Raw genomic sequence first — 17,775 nt, 5'->3', positions numbered from 1 at the left:
GTTCAGGCCTCCAGGCGGCGGTGGACGTAGAGGTCGTAGCGACTGGTCCTGTCCTCGATGACGTGGCGCGGCGAGGGCCCCTCGATGGGCGGCGCCTTGCGCGGCCGCTTGACCACCACCCGATGGGTCGCCACGTCCAGTGCCGCCTCCAGCAGCCGCGGGGCATCCGGGTCATCGCCGGCCAGGGTGCGGAAGAGCCGCATCTCCTTCTTGACCAGCGCGGACTTGTCGCGGTGGGGGAACATGGGGTCCAGGTGGATCACCTGGGGCACCACGGGGCCGCTCGCCACCAGCGCCTCCAGCCCATGGGTCGCGTCGCCGTGGACCAGCGCCATGCGCGCGGCGATCTCGCCGATCTCGGGATCGCGCCGCGCCCGCGCCAGGCCGTCCTCCAGCAGCGCCAGGATCACCGCGACCCGCTCGACCAGCAGCACCTCGGCCCCCAGGCTTGCCAGCACGAAGGCGTCGCGCCCCAGCCCCGCGGTGGCATCCACCACCGAGGGCGTGACGCCCCTGGCCAGGCCGCAGGCGCGGGCCACCAGCTGGCCACGCCCGCCGCCGAAGCGGCGGCGATGGGCGGCGCGACCGGCGACGAAGTCCACCGCCAGCGGATGGCCATAGCGCTTCGGATCACCGGCCAGCACCAGGCGGTCGCCCTGGTGGACCAGCAGCAGCTCGGCCTCGCCCTCCCCGGCCCGGGGCAGGCCGAGGCGCGCGGCGAGGGCCGGGTCCGCCACCCCCACCGGCACGGCAGGCCTCATCGGCCCTTCTGCCAGGCGACCCGGTCGCGCAGGTAGACCGGCTGCACCTCGTGGGGTGGCCGGCCCTCGCCGGCCACGAAGTCGCGGAGTGCCAGCAGGGCCATGTCGGCGGCATCGGCCTCCGGCTCGGCCAGGCAGAGCCCCATGCCGGCCTGCACCTCGGCAGGCATCTGGTCCCACAGGCGCCAGCCGGTGCCGATGCCGACCCAGTCGTGGTCGTCATGGCCGACAGGCAGGCGCAGCCGCGCCGGCGGCATCACCGCCTCCTCGGTCAGCGCTACGGGCGCACCATCGCGGCACTGCCAGGCCGCCACGTAGATCTCGCCCATGCGGGCATCCAGGGCGGTGATCAGCCAGCGGTAGTGGTGGCGACGATGGGCGCCCAGCGCCAGCGCCTCGAGGGTCGAGACACCGACCAGCGGCCGGTCGAGGCCGAAGGCGAGCCCCTGGGCGACCCCCGCGGCGATGCGCAGGCCGGTGAAGGAGCCCGGCCCCCTGCCATAGGCCACGGCATCCAGCGCCGAGGCCGGCAGGCCGGCCTCGGCGAGCACCTCGTCGACCATCGGCAGCAGCCGCCGGGTGTGCTCCCTCGGGGTCAGGGCGAAGCGAGAGATCAGTTCGTCGTCGAGGCCTTCACGGCGGCGCAGCAGGGCGGCGGAACAGGCGCTCGAGGAGGCATCCAGGGCCAGCAGGATCGGCATGGGCAAGAGGTCGCGGCGGAAAATGTCGGGGCATTATACGCGCGCCATCGCCAACGACGAAGGCCCGCGCATGGCGGGCCTTCGTCAAGGGGCGGTGTAGCGTGGGGCTCAGCCTTCCAGCGCCTCGATCACCTGAGCGGTGATGTCGTCGATGCTGCCCACCCCTTCGACGCGATGGTATTCCGGCGCCGCCTCGGGGTCCTCCTTGGCCCACTGCCGGTAGTAGTCGACCAGCGGCGCGGTCTGCTCGTGGTAGACCGCCAGGCGGTTGCGCACGGTGGACTCGCGGTCGTCGTCACGCTGGATCAGCGACTCGCCGGTGACGTCGTCCTTGCCCTCTTCCTTCGGCGGCTGGTACTCGAGGTGATAGACACGGCCGGAGCCCGGATGCACGCGGCGACCCGCCAGGCGCTTGACGATCTCCTCGTCGTCCACGGCGATCTCCAGCACATGATCGATCTTCACCTCGGCATCCTTCATGGCCTGAGCCTGGGGGATGGTGCGCGGGAAGCCGTCGAACAGGAAGCCGTTGGCGCAGTCGGGCTGGCTGATGCGCTCCTTGACCAGGGCGATGATGATGTCGTCGGACACCAGGCCGCCGCTGTTCATGATCTCCTTGACCTTGAGCCCCAGTTCGCTGCCCGCCTTCACCGCGGCGCGCAGCATGTCGCCGGTGGAGATCTGCGGGATATTGAACCGCTCGCAGATGAACTGGGCCTGGGTGCCCTTGCCGGCACCGGGGGCGCCCAACAGGATCAAACGCATCTGACTGCTCCTTGAAGTGTGAATCTCGTACACGGGGAAAGGAAAGACCCGAACGATAACCGTGCCGTCAGGCCCAGACAAGCGAAGTGACCGCCGACAGGCCGCCAAAAGCGGAAAAAAGGTCGGCGTATCAACCTTGTGGCAGCCAAATAGCACTTTGGTCTGCCCCGGGGGTCGAGCCCGCCATAACGGACGACGGCGCCTTGCGGCGCCGTCGTACCAGGCAGGATGGCAGCCCTACAGCAGCAGGCGACGGATATCCGTCAGCACCTGGCCCAGGAAGGCGGTGAAGCGCGCCGCATCGGCGCCGTTGACCGCCCGGTGGTCATAGGAGAGACACAGCGGCATCATCAACCGCGGCTGGAAGGCCTGGCCATCCCACACCGGCTTCATCGAGGCCTTGGAGATGCCGAGGATGGCCACCTCCGGGGCGTTGACGATCGGCGTGAAGGCGGTGCCGCCGATGGAGCCCAGGCTGGAGATGGTGAAGCAGCCACCGGTCATCTCCTCGCGCTTGAGCTTCTTCGACTGCGCCTTCTTGGCCAGCTCCACGGACTCCTTGGCCAGCTCGATCAGCGACTTGCGGTCGGCATCGCGGATCACCGGCACCATCAGGCCGTCCGGGGTGTCCACGGCGACGCCGATATGCACGTACTTCTTGTGCACCACCGTCTCGCCGTCGCTCTTCAGGCTGACATTGAACTGCGGGAACTTCTGCAGCGCGAAGGCGCAGGCCTTGATCAGGAAGGGCAGCGGCGTGAGCTTGGCGCCCTGGGCCTCGGCCTCGGCCTTCATCGACTTGCGGAAGGCCTCCAGCTCGCTGATGTCCGCCTCGTCGAACTGGGTGACGTGGGGCAGGTTGACCCAGCTGCGGTGCAGGTTGGTGGCGCCCATCTTCATCAGGCGCCCCATGGGCTTCTCTTCCACCTCGCCGAACTGGCTGAAGTCCTGGTCCGGGATCGGCGGGATGCCGCCCCCGGCTGCCGCCGGCGGAGCCGCTGCCGCGGGTGTGCTGGCCTTGCCGTCCATCACCTGCTTGACGTAGGCGTGGACGTCCTCCTTGAGGACGCGCTCCTTGGGGCCGCTGGGCCTGACCAGCCCCAGGTCGACGCCCAGCTCACGGGCCAGCATGCGCACCGCCGGGCCGGCATGCACCAGCTTGCCGTCACGGGGCTTGTGGGCCGCCATCTGGGCCTCGGGGCTCGGCGAGCCGGCGGGCGTTTCCGTCGGTGCCTCGGCCTTCGGCGCCGCCTTCTGCTCGGGCTGCTTCGCCGCCGGCTGGGCGGCGGGCTTGCTGCCAGCCACCTCGATGTAGCCGATCAGGTCGCCCTCGGAGACGGTATCCCCCTCCTTCACGGTCAGCTCGAGCAGCTTGCCCTTGTAGGGGCTGGGCACGTCCATGGAGGCCTTGTCGGACTCCAGGGTGATCAGAGGGTCCTCCTCGTCGACCTCGTCACCGACGCTGGCGGCAATCTCGATGATCGGCACGTCGGCGGAGCCGGAGAGGTCAGGGACGCGGACCTCCTTGCGCTCCGGCTCGCCACTGCCGGCACCCTCCTCCTCGGCCGGGGCCGACGCCTGCGGGGCGCTCGCGGCCGGCTCGGGCGCCGACTCGGCGGCGGGCTCGGGCTCGCCGCTCCCCTCGTCCCCGATCTCCATGGTGCCGATGACGTCGCCCTCGGAGACGGTGTCCCCCTCCTTGACGGTGAGCGAGACCAGCTTGCCGGCATGGGGGCTCGGCACGTCCATGGAGGCCTTGTCGGACTCCAGGGTGATCAGCGTATCCTCGGCGGCCACCTCGTCGCCCTCGGCCACCGCCACCTCGATGATCTCCACATCCGCGGAGCCACCCAGGTCGGGGACCTTGACCTCCACGGTGCGCTTGCCGCCGCCCCCGCTACTGACGGCGGGCTTCTCCGGGGCCGGTTCGGGCGCCGACTCGGGTTCCTGCTGCGCCTCGGAGGCCTCGCGCTTCTCCTCGGCCTCGCCGCTGCCCTCGACCTCGATCTCGACGATGTCGTCGCCCTCGGAGACGGTGTCGCCCTCCTTGACCAGCACCTTCAGCACCTTGCCGCCCTTCGGCGCCGGCACGTCCATGCTGGCCTTGTCGGACTCCAGCGTGATCAGGGTGTCCTCGGGGGCGATGACGTCGCCCTCGGCCACCGCGATCTCGATGATTTCCACATCGGTATCGCCACCGATGTCCGGAACTTTGATGATTTCGCTACTCAAGGTCGCGCTCCTTCAAACTCTTGACGGGGGCGGGCCCCGCGGGCCCGCCATGCCACCGGATCAGTCGGTCGGCGCCTCACACCTCAAGCGGGTTGGGCTTGGCCGGGTCGATGCCGTACTTCTTGAGCGCCTCGCCGACGACCTTGCGATCCAGCTCGCCACGGTCGGCCAGCGCCTTGAGCGCGGCCACGGTCACGAAGCGGCGGTCGACCTCGAAGAAGGCACGCAGCTTCTCGCGGGTATCGGAGCGACCGAAGCCGTCGGTCCCCAGTACATGGTAGTCGGTCGGCACCCAGGCGCGGACCTGGTCGGCGAACAGCTTCATGTAGTCGGTGGAGGCGATCGCCGGACCCTTGCGGCCTTCCAGGCAGGCGGTGACGTGGGGCTTGCCCGGCTCGGCCTCGGGGTTGATGAAGGCCTGGCGGTCGATCTCCAGGGCCTCGCGACGCAGCTCGTTGAAGCTGGTGACGCTCCAGATGTCGGCGCCCACGCCCCACTCCTCGGCGAGCATCTCGGCGGCGGCCTCGACCTCGCGCAGGATGGTGCCGCAACCCAGCAGCTGCACGCGGCCCTTGTCGCCCTGCGTCTCGCGCAGCAGGTACATGCCCTTGATGATGTCGTCGGCGGGTACCTCGTCGAGGGCCGGGTGCTCGTAGTTCTCGTTCATCACCGTCAGGTAGTAGAAGCAGTTCTCCTTGTCGGTGAACATGCGCTTCAGGCCGTCCTGGACGATCACCGCCACCTCGTGGGCATAGGTGGGATCGTAGCTGCGGCAATTGGGAATCATCGAGGCCTGCAGGTGGCTGTGGCCATCCTGGTGCTGCAGCCCCTCGCCGTTGAGGGTGGTGCGCCCGGCGGTGCCACCGACCAGGAAGCCGCGGGCCTGCATGTCGCCGGCCGCCCAGGCCAGGTCGCCGATGCGCTGGAAGCCGAACATCGAGTAGTAGACGTAGAACGGCAGCAGCGTCGTGGCGTTGTTCGAGTAGGAGGTCGCGGCGGCGATCCACGCCGACATGGCGCCGGCCTCGGTGATGCCCTCCTCGAGGATCTGGCCCTTCTGATCCTCGCGATAGAACATGATCTGCCCCTTGTCCACCGGCTCGTACTTCTGCCCCTCGGAGGTGTAGATGCCGAGCTGGCGGAACATGCCCTCCATGCCGAAGGTGCGGGCCTCGTCGGGAATGATCGGCACCACGCGCTCGCCGATCTTCTTGTCCTTGACCAGGCCGTTGAGGATGCGCACGAAGGCCATGGTGGTGGAGACCTCGCGCCCCTTGGAGCCGCCGGTCTGCGAGGCGAAGGTCTTGTCCTCGAGGGCCGGGATCGGCAGCGCCTCGAAGTCATTGCGGCGCGCCGGCAGGTAGCCACCCAGGCGCTCGCGCTGGAGATGCATGTACTTCATCTCCGGCGTATCGTCTTCCGGCTTGTAGTAGGGAACTTCCTTGAGCTGCTCGTCGGTGAGCGGGATGCCGAAGCGGTCGCGGAAGGTGCGCAGCGCCTCGTACTCCATGGTCTTGACCTGGTGGGCCTCGTTGGCGGCCTCGCCGTCGCCGCCGCCCATGCCGTAGCCCTTGACGGTGTGCGCCAGGATCACGGTGGGCCGGCCGTTGGCGTTCTGGGTCGCCTCGTGGTAGGCCGCGTACACCTTGAAGGGATCATGGCCGCCGCGGTTGAGCTTCCAGACGTCCTCGTCGGACATGTCCTTGACCATCTCGGCGGTTTCCGGGTACTTGCCGAAGAAGTGCTCCTTGGTATAGGCGCCGCCGTTGGCCTTGTAGTTCTGGTACTCGCCGTCGACCGCCTCGTCCATGCGCTTCTGCAGGATGCCCTTCTTGTCCTTCTCGAAGAGCGGGTCCCAGAGGCGGCCCCAGACGACCTTGAGGACGTTCCAGCCGGCGCCGCGGAACACGCCCTCGAGCTCGTCCATGATGCGCGAGTTGCCGCGCACCGGGCCGTCCAGGCGCTGCAGGTTGCAGTTGACGACGAAGATCAGGTTGTCGAGCTTCTCGCGGCTGGCCAGGTGGATGGCCCCCAGGGATTCCGGCTCGTCGCACTCGCCGTCGCCCATGAAGCACCAGATCTTGCGATCGTGCATGTCCTTGAGCTCACGGGAATCCAGGTACTTCATCACGTGGGCCTGGTAGATGGCCTGGATGGGGCCAAGGCCCATGGACACCGTGGGGAACTGCCAGAAGTCCGGCATCAGCCAGGGGTGCGGATAGGACGAGAGACCGTCGCCATCCACCTCCTGACGGTACTTGTCCATCTGGTCCTCGGTGAGACGCCCTTCCAGGTAGGCACGGGCATAGACGCCCGGCGCCACATGGCCCTGGATGTAGACCAGGTCGCCCTCGAAGTCGCCGTTGGGGGCGCGGAAGAAGTGGTTGAAGCCCACGTCATAGAGGGTCGCCGCCGACATGAAACTGGCGATATGACCACCCAGCCCCGGGTTCGCGCGATTGTTGCGGATCACCTGGGCGATGGCGTTGTAGCGGATCAGCGAACGGATGCGACGCTCCATGAAGAGATCACCCGGCATCGGCGCCTCGCGGTGCACCGGAATGGTGTTGCGATGCGGGGTGGTCACCGAGAAGGGCACCTGCATGCCATCGCGACGCACGCGGTCGGCCAGGCGCGTCATCAGGTACCGGGCACGATCCTCGCCCTCGCGATCCAGGACCGACTCCAGGGAATCCAGCCATTCCGTGGTTTCGACCGGATCGAGATCTTCTCTTGATTCCAGACTCATAGACGTCTCTCCGAATGACGGTGGGGACTACAGCCCCGCAGAGGGGCGAGTGGCGCTCATGTTCGGACGTGCAGACCGAACGCGTCAGGCCTGTAGTTGTTTTACAAGGTGGTGTGATGTGCGACTGCCGTTGGCGCGAAGATACCGTAAACGCCGGGCCCTGCCAATTCAAGATAGAATGGAAATAGTTTTCACATAATCTGTATTGCACCGCAACACAGGGGATTACGTGACCCCACGGCGTCGAATCCGGGCCCGCTCAGGAAGTTGTAGCTAAACTACCGTATGAAGCAAGCGTGCCATTCAGGCGTGATCGGCAAGGCTTCCCGGGCACCCTCGGAAACGTATTCTTTCCACTTCCTGGCGAAAGTAGGCCCAGTCGAAGGCGGGCCCCGGGTCGCTCTTGCGCAGCGGCGCCACCCGGGCATGGCTGGTGATGCGCGTCTCGTCGAGGGCCGGGTAGGCCGCCAGCAGGGCAAGGGTGACGGCCGCGAGGGCCCGGTACTGGGCACCGCTGTAGGGGCTCACCTCGTCTCCCTCCAGCTCGATGCCCACGGCGAAGTCGTTCAGCGCCCGCCGCTCGCGCCCGCCGTCCCGCCATCGCGAGCGGCCGGCATGCCAGGCTCGCGCCTGGAAGGGCACGAACTGCACGCACTCCCCGTCGCGGCGGATCAGCAGGTGGGCCGAGACGCGCAGCCCGGCGATGGTCGCGAAGAAGGGGTGTGCCTCGGGGTCGAGCCGGTTGGTGAAGAGCCGCTCGATATGCTCGCCCCCGAAGACCCCGGGCGGCAGGCTGATGGCGTGCAGCAGCAGCAGCGAGACCTCCCCGGACGGGCGGGCGTCCTGGTTGGGCGAGGGAAGGTGCCGGGCGCCTGGCAGCCAGCCGTCGTCGATGCGCATGGTTTTTCCCTGACGTCGATGCATGGGTTTCCCTATAATGACCGCCTCAAGCTTCCCCGCACAGAGATGGACCCGACATGCATTATCAGGACGCCCTTGCCGAAGAGATCCGTGACAGTGCCGCCCGGCTGCTGGCCGAGGACGTCGGCCCCGGTGACATCACCGCCCAGCTGGTGCCCGAGAAGCAGATGGCCCGGGCCCGGGTGATCACCCGCGAGGCGGCGGTGCTGTGTGGCGTGGCCTGGGTCGACGAGCTGTTCCGGCGCCTCGATGCCCGGGTCGCCCTGCACTGGCAGGCCGCCGACGGCGACCACCTTTCGCCCGGTCAGGCCTTCCTCGAGCTGGAGGGGCCGGCGCGCAGCCTGCTTACCGGGGAGCGGGCCGCGCTCAACCTGCTGCAGACGCTCTCCGCCACGGCGACCCGCACCCGCCACTACGTGGACCTGCTCGAGGGGACCGGCGTGCGCATGCTGGACACCCGCAAGACCCTGCCCGGGCTGAGGCTCGCCCAGAAGTACGCGGTGACCTGCGGCGGCGGTCACAACCACCGTATTGGGCTCTACGACGCCTTCCTGATCAAGGAGAACCACATCGCGGCCTGCGGCGGCATCGAGGCGGCGGTGAAAGAGGCCCGCGACATCGCCCGCGACCTGCCGGTGGAGGTGGAGGTGGAAACCTTCGAGGAGCTGGACCTGGCGCTCGCCGCCGGGGCCGACGTGATCATGCTCGACAACTTCAGCCTCGACGACATGCGCGAGGCGGTGCGTCGCACCGCCGGGCGCGCCACCCTGGAGGCCTCAGGCAACGTCGACGAGGGCACCCTGCGTGCCATCGCCGAGACCGGCGTGGACTGCATCTCCAGCGGCGCCCTGACCAAGGATGTCAGGGCCATCGACCTGTCAATGCGGATCGTAGAGCAGCAGGCCTGAGGGCCCCCTCAGGTCTCGACGGCGACCAGCCGCTTCTCGAGCCGCTGGCGGTAGAGCCGCTCGCCGCCGCGCTCGACCCAGTCGTCGCCAAGCCGCTGCCAGCCACGGTGCACCAGACCCTCGACCAGCATGGCGCTGGCCTCGATGGCGGCCCGAGTCACGCCCTGCTCGAGGAGCAGGCGCTCGGCATGCACCAGCAGGGTCGAGCCGATCCCGCGCCGTCCGAGCGACGGCCAGACATAGAGGGTCTCGATCCGCCCGCGGGGCATGTCCAGTTCCAGGAAGCCCACGCAGCGGCCCTCGCAGTCAGCGACCAGGGTGGTGTAGAGCGCCTGGCGGGCCGCCCAGGCACTGCCATCCCGGGGCAGCGCTGTCGCCCAGGCCTCGCGCTCGACCAGCGAATAGTGACCCGCCGCGCCCTGCATCACGGCGTGGTGGAAGACCTCGGCCTGGTCCGCGGCGTCCCGGGCGCGGGCCGTGCGATAGACGATTCGCGGCCCACGGCGGCGCCCGGCGGGCGGCGGCTCGGCCGGCGCGGGGCCGGTGTCGATATCGGCAAGACGCATGTGAGACCTTCCTGAAATGATGACCGGCCCAGCAGACTACCCAAGCCACGCCGCGGGGCCAAGCCCTGCGGGTGGTCACTCTCAGGATATGCCATGAACGACCGTCCCACCCCACCCGATGCCTTCCAGCTGACGCCCATCGGCATCATCGAGAGCGACTTCCCGGACAAGTTCGGCATCCCGCGCCAGCCGGGCCTGGCAACGGCGGCCCGGGCGTCCCTGGTGCTGGTCCCGCCCTTCGACGACCCGCTGGCGGTGAGAGGCCTCACGGCCTTCAGCCACCTCTGGCTGACCTTCGTCTTCCACCAGAGTCCCGAACGCTGGGCGCCGCTGGTGCGCCCGCCGCGCCTGGGCGGCAACGCCAAGGTGGGGGTCTTCGCCAGCCGCAGCACCCATCGGCCCAACCGCCTGGGGCTGTCGCTGGTGGAGCTGGTCGAGATCGACGCCTCACACGGCGTGCGCCTGCGGCTTCGCGGCGCCGACCTGGTCGACGGCACTCCGGTGCTCGACATCAAGCCCTACCTGCCCTGGGCGGAGTCCCGTCCCGAGGCCCGCGCCGGCTTCGCCCCCGAGGCGCCGCCGACCCTGGCGGTCAGCCTCTCGTCCGAGGCGGAGGCGGTGCTGGCCCGGCGCCCCGACGGTGACTCGCTGCGAGAACTGATCCTCCAGGTGCTGGCCCAGGACCCGCGCCCCGCCTACCGCCACGGCGCCGAGACACGGATCTACGGGGTGCGGCTGCGCGACGTGGACGTGCGCTTCCGGGCACTGCAGGAACAGACCGGCCCCACGACCCTGAGGGTGGTCGAGGTCCTCTCGTCCGAAGGCCGGACATGACGAAGGGCCCCGCGGGGCCCTTCTCGCATCACAGGGGCAGCATCAATCAGTCGAAGTCGATGCCGATCCGTTTGCCCACCTCCTCGTAGGCCTCGATCACCCCGCCCAGCCCCTGGCGGAAGCGGTCCTTGTCGAGCTTCTCGCGGGTCTTGGCGTCCCACAGGCGGCAGCCGTCCGGGGAGAACTCGTCGCCCAGCACGATCTCGCCCTTGAACAGGCCGAACTCCAGCTTGTAGTCCACCAGCAGCAGGCCCCCCTCGGCGAACAGCGCCTTGAGCACCTCGTTGACGCGGAAGGTGAGCGTCTTCATCTCGGCCAGCTGCTCGGGGGTCGCCCAGCCGAAGGTCTCGGCCAGCGACTCGTTGATCATGGGGTCGTGCAGGGCATCGTTCTTGAGGAACAGCTCGAAGGTGGGCGGGTCGAGCGCCTGGCCCTCCTCCACGCCAAGGCGCTTGACCAGGCCGCCGGCGGCGATGTTGCGCACCACGCACTCGACCGGGATCATCTCGAGGTTCTTGACCAGGCTCTCGGTGTCCGAGAGGCGGCGGTCGAAATGGGTGGGGATGCCCGCCGCCTGCAGCTTCTCCATGATGAAGGCATTGAAGCGGTTGTTGACCATGCCCTTGCGGGCCAGCGATTCCATGCGCTCGCCGTCGAAGGCGCTGGTGTCGTCGCGGAAGGTCAGGATCAGGCGATCGGGGTCATCGGTGGCATGGACCGACTTGGCCTTGCCGGCATAGAGTTCTTGACGCTTTTCCATGGGGAGCCTCCAGAGGCGCGGATACGGATCAGGATGGTCGTTCAGCCGAGGGTCTGCCAGGCCAGGCCAGCGTCCTGGGCGGCGATCCTCAGCCGGGATTCGTCGCCGTCGAGCAGCGGCACCAGGGCCTCCAGGGCCAGCTCGGGGCGGTTGTTGTGTTCGGAGAGATGGGAGCAGACGATGCGCTGCAGGCGGTCGAGCCCCAGCCGGGCCAGCAGCCAGGCCGCCTGGCCGTTGGCCAGGTGCCCCCAGTCACCGCCGACGCGTCGCTTGAGGCTGGCGGGATAGGGCCCCTCGGCGAGCATCCGCGGGTCGTGGTTGCACTCCAGCACCAGGCCGTCGCAGCCGGTGAAGGCCTCGACCACATGCGCGCTGGGATGCCCCAGGTCGGTGAGCAGGCCGAGGCGTCGTTCGCCGGCGTCGATGCGAAACTGCACCGGCTCCCGGGCGTCATGGGGCACGGTGACCGGGTCGATGGTCAGCCCCTTGACCGCGAACCGGGCCTGGGGGGTGATCCAGTGACGGTGCGGCAGCTCGCCGAGCCGACCCGACAGCCAGGTCCCCGGCGTCAGGTAGACCGGCAGTCCGTGGCGGCGGGCCAGGGGGCCGACGCCCCGCACGTGGTCGCCATGCTCGTGGGTCACCAGCAGCGCATCGAGCTGGCGGGGATGCAGACCCAGCCGGGCCAGGCGGCGCTCGGTCTCGCGCAGGGTGAAACCGCAGTCGACCAGCAGGTGCGTCTCGCCGTCGCTGACCAGGGTGGCGTTGCCCTTGCTGCCGCTGCCCAGGGAGGCGAAGGAGAGGCGCCCGCGCCCACCCGGCACCGTACCGCTCATCAGCGCAGCAGGCCCGCCACCCGCTCGAGCAGCTCGCGCTGGTCCTCGGTGGAGAGCGCTTCCTCGCCGGCACCCTGAGCCCTGAGCACGGTCTCCTCGGGTCCACGGGGCTCCAGCACCAGGCGCACCTGCCGGGTCGACTCGCCCAGATTGAGGGTCGCAAGCGAGCGCAACAGGCCCCGCTCCCGCTCGCTCCGGGTCAGGTATCCCACCAGGAAGCTGCGCGACGCGGGGTCGCGCTCGAGCAGCTCGCGACGCCCCTCGACCGCGAAGTCGCGTTCCAGCTGGTGGCTGAGTTCGGCCCACAGACGGTCCGCCGCGAAGGGCAGGATCACCTGCCAGTCGTCACCACGCTGCTCGAACCTGGCGCGATTCTGGGCGTCGGGCCGCTGGGCGGCCAGCGAGGCGGCGCTCGGCGACATGCTGCGTGCCTCGAAGTGGCGTTCCAGCGCCGTCAGGCAGGCGGCCTGGGTGGTCCCACCCTGCTCGCAGCGAATCTCGCTGTCGCCGCTGCGCAGCGCCGGGCGGACACTGAACCTGGCCTGGTCGGTTTCCAGGATGCCACGGCGGGAATCGCTGGCGGTGACGGTCAGGTCGCGGCTGAGCACGAAGCGCTCGAGCTCCGGCCAGACCGTTGCCGGTTCGGCGCCCACCACCAGCCAGCGCTCGTCGCCGACCGCGCGGCGCTCGACATAGCCGCGCTCCAGGCTGCCCCCGGGCGACAGGGCCTGGGGGAGCGGTGCCTCGACCACGCCCTCCTCGGCAGGCCGCGTACCACTCACCTCGGGGACGGGCATGGCATCCCGGTAGCGCTCGGCATCGCGGCCCTCCGGCAGCACCAGGGGCGCATTCTCCTCGGCATCGCCGTAGTCGAGGTTGCGATCATGGTAGAAGCCATCACGGGCACAGCCGGCCGTGGCCAGGGCGATCACCGCCACCAGCGGCATCCATTTCAGCGCAGAGTTCATGCGTCCACCTTGCCTAGAGTTGTGCAGGGTGCGGTGCCGGGCACCGCTCAGTCGTCGATCAGGCCCGCCAGCTGCAGGGCCTCGCTGACGGTGGAGTGATACTTCTCGGAGAGCCAGGTCAGCGGCAGCCGGATGCCGGGCTCGATGTGGCCCATGCGGTAGAGCGCCCACTTGACCGGGATCGGGTTGGACTCGATCCCCAGGTTGGTGTGCAGCGGCATCAGGCGGGTGTTGATCTGGTGGGCCCGGTCGGCATCCCCGGACACGGCGGCACTGCACAGCTCGTGCATGGCCTTCGGCGCCACGTTGGCCGTCACCGAGATGTCACCATGGCCGCCCATCAGCATGAAGTCGCAGGCGGTGGCGTCATCCCCGGAATAGAGCATGAAGCCGCTGCCCTTGAGGCGCGCGATCAGGTCCTCGGCGCGCTCCAGGTTGCCGGTGGCGTCCTTGAGTCCGATGATCTTGTCGACCTCGGCCAGGCGCAGCACGGTCTCGTTGTAGATGTCCGAGCAGGTACGCCCCGGCACGTTGTAGAGGATCACCGGCAGGTCGCTGCTCTCGGCGATGGCCTTGAAGTGCCGGTAGAGCCCTTCCTGGGTGGGCTTGTTGTAGTAGGGCGCCACGGTCAGGCAGCAGTCTGCCCCGACCTCGCTGGCGTAGCGGGCCAGTTCCACCGCCTCGGTGGTATTGTTGGAGCCGGTGCCGGCGATGACCGGGATGCGCCCGTTCACCTCCTCCACCACGGTGCGGATGACATCGAAGTGCTCGGCGAACGACATGGTGGTCGGCTCGCCGGTGGTGCCGGCCGCCACGATCGCATCGGTGCCGTTGTCGAGATGAAAGTGCACCAGTCGGCGCAGGGCCTCCCAGTCGATATCGCCGTTCACCTTCATCGGCGTCGCCAGCGCGACGATACTGCCAGTGATCATCCTCTCGATTCCTCTCGATTCGCCTGCATTCGCGGTCTCGGGGACCTCGGGCAACGCCCCGGTGCCAGGGGCCAAATGGTACTCAGGCCTCGACAGCCTGTACAGCCGCGACTTTACAGTTCGCCGCGGGTTGCGTGTAATCGGGGCTCCTTCCCTCACCCACGACAGGAGCACGACCATGAGCGTCAGCCTCGGCGAGCCCGTTCCGGACTTCACCGCCACTGCCACCGGCGACACGACCGTCACCCTCTCCGAGCTGAAGGGGAAACAGGTGGTGATCTACTTCTACCCCAAGGCCAGCACCCCTGGGTGCACCACCGAGGGCGGAGACTTTCGCGACCGCAAGGAGGCCTTCGACGCCGCCAACACCGTGATCCTCGGCGTCTCCCGGGACGGCATCCGCGCCCAGGAGAACTTCAAGGCCAAGCAGGGCTTCAACTTCGCGCTGATCTCCGACAAGGACGAGACACTCTGCCAGCTCTTCGACGTCATCAAGCTCAAGAAGCTCTACGGCAAGGAGCACCTGGGGATCGAGCGCAGTACCTTCCTGATCGACGCCGACGGCAAGCTCGCCCGCGAGTGGCGCGGCGTCAAGGTCAAGGGCCACGTCGAGGAGGTGCTGGACGCCGCCCAGGCCTTGCACGCCGGCTGACCCCCTCTCTCATGTCGATCCGCGCGGACGATCGCCCACGCCCCGGGACGCTCACGATTCGGCGGGCGTCTCGGCCGCCTCCTGCCGGTGGCGCTGCTTGATGCCGCGCGGCCAGGCGTAGACCAGCGCCTTGAGCAGGGTCGCCAGGGGAATGGCGAAGAAGACCCCCCAGAAGCCCCAGATCCCGCCGAAGAAGAGGATCGCCAGGATGATCGATACCGGGTGGATGTTGACTGCCTCGGAGAACAGGATCGGCGACAGGACGTTGCCGTCCAGGGCCTGCAGCACGCCATAGGCGACCAGCACGTAGAGGAACTCGTCCGTCAGGCCGAAGTGGAAGCCGGCCACCGCCGCCACCGGCAGGGTGGTCACCGCCGCCCCGATATAGGGCACCAGCACCGAGAGGCCCACCACCACCGCCAGCAGCGCCGTGTAGGGGAGCCCGAAGTAGGCGAAGGTGAAGAAGGCCACGGTGCCGACGATGATGATCTCGATGAACTTGCCGCGCACGTAGTTGGCGATCTGGTCGTCCATCTCCTCCCAGACGCGGGTCATCAGCTCGCGCCGCTGGGGCAGCAGCGAGACGGTGAAGCCCACCAGGCGGTCGCGATCCTTGAGCATGAAGAACACCAGGATCGGCACCAGGATCAGGTAGACGATCAGCGTCAGGACGTTGCCCAGCGAGGCCAGCGACAGGGTCAGGGCCCGCTGGCCGAGCTGGGTCACCTCGCGGCCGGCCACGTCGATCCAGTTCTGCATCTGGTCGGGGGTAACCAGGTTGGGATAGCGGGCCTGGAGATCATCCAGCAGCTGCTGGCCACTGGCGAACATGCGCGGCGCCTCCTGGACCAGCCCCACCAGCTGGTTCCAGATCAACGGCATCAGGATGAAGGCCAGCGCCAGCAGCACCCCGATGAAGGCCAGGAACACCACGAACACCGCCAGCAGGCGCGGCATCCTGCGCCGCTCCATCCAGCTCACCGGCCCCTGCAGCAGGAAGGCCACCACCAGGGCGATGAGGAAGGGCGCCAGCATGCGTCCGAACAGGATCACCACGGCGAAGCCCAGCACCAGCACCACCAGCAGGATCACCGCCTCCTCGTCCGAGAAGTAGTGATCGATCCAGCTCCTGAAGACCGACCTCAGGGTCATGGAGCCGGCTCCCCGCCCTTGCGGATCCAGTAGTGGTAAACGTCACCGCACTCCTCCCTGGCCGGCATCTCGTGCACGCTCTGGGCCACGAAGGTCTCGAAGTCGCGCCAGGAGCCCGCATCGGTGGCCATGACCTCCAGCAACTGGCCGGGCGCGAGGCGCGAAAGCGCCTGCTTGGCCTTGAGCAGCGGCAGGGGGCAGGGAAGACCGCGGGCATCGAGCAGGTCATCGGGTTGCAGCGCCATGGTGTCTCCCGGGAAGATACAATAGGACGTGCCGGGCAACGGGCCCGCACGCAAGTCCCTGCGATTTAAAGGCACTTTGCAGGCCGAATCAATGTCACATCTGGGTACCTGCCACCCCTTGCGCTCCCCTTGACGAGGACGGCCATGCTGCGTCGAACCGGAACCTGCCTCACCGCCTGCGCCCTGAGCCTGGCGCTTGCCCTGCCGAGCCAGGCCCAGTCCCCCGGCCGCTACGAGGCCCCCGGCCTGACCCGAAGCCCCACGATCGATGCCGGAGGCGACTACGGGCTACCCAGCCTGACTCGTGCGGGCAGCCAGGCCATCAGCGGCGAGGAGTACCGGCTGGGCCGCGCCTGGCTGCGCCAGTTCCGCGCCCGCGCGCCCGAATGGCAGGACGCCATCGCCCAGGACTACGTGGAGTCGCTGGTCGCCCGCCTGCTGCCCCACAGTGGCCTGGGAGACGCGCGCACCGCCGTCACCCTGGTGGAGAGCCGCCTGCTGAATGCCTTCGCCGTGCCCGGCGGGGTGATCGGCGTCAACGCCGGGCTGTTCGCCTTCGCCGAACGCGAGGCCGAGCTGGCCTCGGTGGTCGCCCACGAGCTCGGCCACCTCTCCCAGCGCCACTATTCCCGCGGCCAGGCTCGCGCCGAGCAGACCCAGATCCCGGCGATGGCGGCCATGCTCGCCGGCATGCTGCTCGCCGCCGGGGGCGGCGGCGATGCCGGTATCGCCGCCGCCATGGGCTCCCAGGCGGCGCTCATCCAGGACCAGCTGAGCTACTCGCGGCGCTTCGAGCAGGAGGCCGACCGCGTGGCCCTTCAGGCCATGGCGGACGCCGGCTATGAGCCGGGTGCCATGGTGGAGATGTTTCGCGCCATGCAGCGCATGGTAAGCCTGCAGGGGGGGAATCCCCCGGAGTTCCTGCTCACCCACCCGGTGACCGAGTCACGCATCAGCGATACCCAGGCCCGCGCCGACCAGGTCTCGGTGACGGCGCCGCGCGATGGAGACCTTCACTATCAGCTGGTAAGGGCCAGGGCGCTGCTGACGATCCACGACCGCGACCCGCAGCAGGCCAGCACCCGCCTGGCCCAGGACCAGGTGCCGGAGGCGGCCCGGCGCTACCTGGACGCGCTGATCGATGGCCGGGCCGGCCGCACCGACCGGGCGCTGGACGCGCTCGACGACCTGGCCAGGTCACAGCCCGACCTGGCGATGCTGCCGGCCTCGGCGGCCCAGGTCGCCTTCGAGGCCGGCCGCATCGACGAGGCCATCTCCCGCAGCCGTCGCCAGCTGCGGCTGATGCCGGACTACGCGCCGACGCGCCGACTGCTGGGCGAGGCGCTGCTGCAGCGCGACCCCGACGAGGCCTATCGCGTGCTGAGTGAGCTGGCCGACGCCCGCCCCGAGGACCCGCAGGCGTTCACCCTGCTCGCCGAGGCCGCCGGCCGCAGCGGTCGCGAAGCCTGGGGCCACCTGGCCCGCGCCGAGCAGCTGCAGCTCACCGGCCGCATCGACCGAGCCATTCGCCAGCTCGAGGTCGCCAAGGACGTCGCCAAGCGAGAGGGCGACAGCGCTGCCGCCAGCCATATCGAGCGGCGCCGGGAGGACTTCATCGGCTATCGGGAGACGCTGGAGAAGTTCTAGCTACAAGGGGCAAGGAGCAAGCTGCAAGCTGCAAGCTGCAAGCTGCAAGTCTGATGCGGCCCTGAAAAAGTAGACACCTTCTCAGGCAGCGGCTTCATAGGTCCGGGGGGAGACTCCGCCCAGGGCCCCATGGAGCCGCACGTTAT

17 protein-coding genes are annotated in these 17,775 nt (G+C 68.8%); 4 read left to right on the top strand and 13 right to left on the bottom strand.

What is annotated here, in order from left to right:
• Positions 1-2: 2 nt before the first annotated feature.
• The 6 genes from DFP85_RS11230 to ampD form a co-directional block, all read right to left on the bottom strand.
• Positions 3-761, bottom strand: a complete 759-nt coding sequence (locus tag DFP85_RS11230) for a class I SAM-dependent methyltransferase (protein ID WP_133636376.1) — start codon at positions 759-761, stop codon at positions 3-5.
• Complete coding sequence (gene tsaB, locus DFP85_RS11225) at positions 758-1,462, bottom strand: tRNA (adenosine(37)-N6)-threonylcarbamoyltransferase complex dimerization subunit type 1 TsaB (protein WP_133636375.1); 705 nt, start codon at positions 1,460-1,462, stop codon at positions 758-760. The genes DFP85_RS11230 and tsaB overlap by 4 nt, the downstream gene beginning before the upstream one ends.
• Before the next feature lie 108 nt (positions 1,463-1,570).
• Positions 1,571-2,227 carry an adenylate kinase gene (adk, locus tag DFP85_RS11220; RefSeq protein WP_133636374.1) on the bottom strand — a complete coding sequence of 219 codons (657 nt, stop codon included), beginning with the start codon at positions 2,225-2,227 and terminating at the stop codon, positions 1,571-1,573.
• Positions 2,228-2,464: 237 nt separating this feature from the next.
• Positions 2,465-4,459: a pyruvate dehydrogenase complex dihydrolipoyllysine-residue acetyltransferase gene (gene aceF / locus DFP85_RS11215; protein WP_133636373.1), complete on the bottom strand. Its 1,995-nt coding sequence runs from the start codon at positions 4,457-4,459 to the stop codon at positions 2,465-2,467.
• Between the two features lie 76 nt (positions 4,460-4,535).
• The gene (gene aceE / locus DFP85_RS11210; RefSeq protein WP_133636372.1) at positions 4,536-7,208 is read right to left on the bottom strand and encodes a pyruvate dehydrogenase (acetyl-transferring), homodimeric type; all 2,673 of its coding nucleotides are present in this window, start codon (positions 7,206-7,208) and stop codon (positions 4,536-4,538) included.
• A 303-nt stretch (positions 7,209-7,511) separates the two neighbouring features.
• Positions 7,512-8,108, bottom strand: coding sequence for a 1,6-anhydro-N-acetylmuramyl-L-alanine amidase AmpD (gene ampD / locus DFP85_RS11205; RefSeq protein ID WP_133636371.1), 597 nt, complete (start codon positions 8,106-8,108; stop codon positions 7,512-7,514).
• 77 nt (positions 8,109-8,185) lie between these two features.
• Between ampD and nadC the strand changes: the two genes are divergently transcribed.
• Positions 8,186-9,037, top strand: a complete 852-nt coding sequence (gene nadC / locus DFP85_RS11200; RefSeq protein ID WP_133636370.1) for a carboxylating nicotinate-nucleotide diphosphorylase — start codon at positions 8,186-8,188, stop codon at positions 9,035-9,037.
• 8 nt (positions 9,038-9,045) lie between these two features.
• Here nadC and DFP85_RS11195 read toward each other — a convergent pair whose 3' ends face one another.
• Positions 9,046-9,603 (bottom strand): GNAT family N-acetyltransferase, encoded by a 558-nt coding sequence (locus tag DFP85_RS11195; protein ID WP_133636369.1) that lies wholly within the window; start codon positions 9,601-9,603, stop codon positions 9,046-9,048.
• Positions 9,604-9,696: 93 nt separating this feature from the next.
• Here DFP85_RS11195 and tsaA point away from each other — a divergent pair, with 93 nt between their 5' ends.
• Entirely contained in the window at positions 9,697-10,437 is a 741-nt protein-coding gene (gene tsaA, locus DFP85_RS11190) for a tRNA (N6-threonylcarbamoyladenosine(37)-N6)-methyltransferase TrmO (RefSeq protein WP_133636368.1), read from the top strand.
• 46 nt (positions 10,438-10,483) lie between these two features.
• On the opposite strand, the gene purC is transcribed toward tsaA, so the two are convergent.
• From purC to dapA, 4 genes are read right to left on the bottom strand one after another with little or no spacing between them, the layout of a single operon-like run.
• A complete protein-coding gene (gene purC / locus DFP85_RS11185; RefSeq protein ID WP_133636367.1) occupies positions 10,484-11,197 on the bottom strand; it encodes a phosphoribosylaminoimidazolesuccinocarboxamide synthase in 714 nt (237 codons plus the stop codon).
• Between the two features lie 41 nt (positions 11,198-11,238).
• Entirely contained in the window at positions 11,239-12,033 is a 795-nt protein-coding gene (locus DFP85_RS11180) for an MBL fold metallo-hydrolase (protein WP_133636366.1), read from the bottom strand.
• Positions 12,033-13,001 carry an outer membrane protein assembly factor BamC gene (locus DFP85_RS11175; protein ID WP_243737278.1) on the bottom strand — a complete coding sequence of 323 codons (969 nt, stop codon included), beginning with the start codon at positions 12,999-13,001 and terminating at the stop codon, positions 12,033-12,035. The genes DFP85_RS11180 and DFP85_RS11175 overlap by 1 nt, the downstream gene beginning before the upstream one ends.
• Positions 13,002-13,048: 47 nt before the next feature.
• The gene (gene dapA / locus DFP85_RS11170; RefSeq protein ID WP_133636365.1) at positions 13,049-13,933 is read right to left on the bottom strand and encodes a 4-hydroxy-tetrahydrodipicolinate synthase; all 885 of its coding nucleotides are present in this window, start codon (positions 13,931-13,933) and stop codon (positions 13,049-13,051) included.
• A gap of 178 nt (positions 13,934-14,111) precedes the next feature.
• Here dapA and DFP85_RS11165 point away from each other — a divergent pair, with 178 nt between their 5' ends.
• Complete coding sequence (locus DFP85_RS11165; protein ID WP_133636364.1) at positions 14,112-14,585, top strand: peroxiredoxin; 474 nt, start codon at positions 14,112-14,114, stop codon at positions 14,583-14,585.
• A gap of 51 nt (positions 14,586-14,636) precedes the next feature.
• On the opposite strand, the gene DFP85_RS11160 is transcribed toward DFP85_RS11165, so the two are convergent.
• Positions 14,637-15,737, bottom strand: a complete 1,101-nt coding sequence (locus DFP85_RS11160; RefSeq protein WP_133636363.1) for an AI-2E family transporter — start codon at positions 15,735-15,737, stop codon at positions 14,637-14,639.
• Entirely contained in the window at positions 15,734-15,982 is a 249-nt protein-coding gene (locus tag DFP85_RS11155; protein WP_133636362.1) for a sulfurtransferase TusA family protein, read from the bottom strand. Before DFP85_RS11155 ends, DFP85_RS11160 begins: the two co-directional genes overlap by 4 nt.
• A 144-nt stretch (positions 15,983-16,126) precedes the next feature.
• On the opposite strand from DFP85_RS11155, the gene DFP85_RS11150 reads away from it, so the two are divergent.
• Positions 16,127-17,629 (top strand): M48 family metalloprotease, encoded by a 1,503-nt coding sequence (locus DFP85_RS11150; RefSeq protein WP_133636361.1) that lies wholly within the window; start codon positions 16,127-16,129, stop codon positions 17,627-17,629.
• Positions 17,630-17,775: the final 146 nt, after the last annotated feature.

The organism is Halomonas ventosae (genome assembly GCF_004363555.1).
In the GTDB taxonomy this organism is placed as follows: domain Bacteria; phylum Pseudomonadota; class Gammaproteobacteria; order Pseudomonadales; family Halomonadaceae; genus Halomonas; species Halomonas ventosae.
Note: the sequence above shows the minus strand (reverse complement) of the source record. Positions and strands in the feature narration are given on the sequence as shown.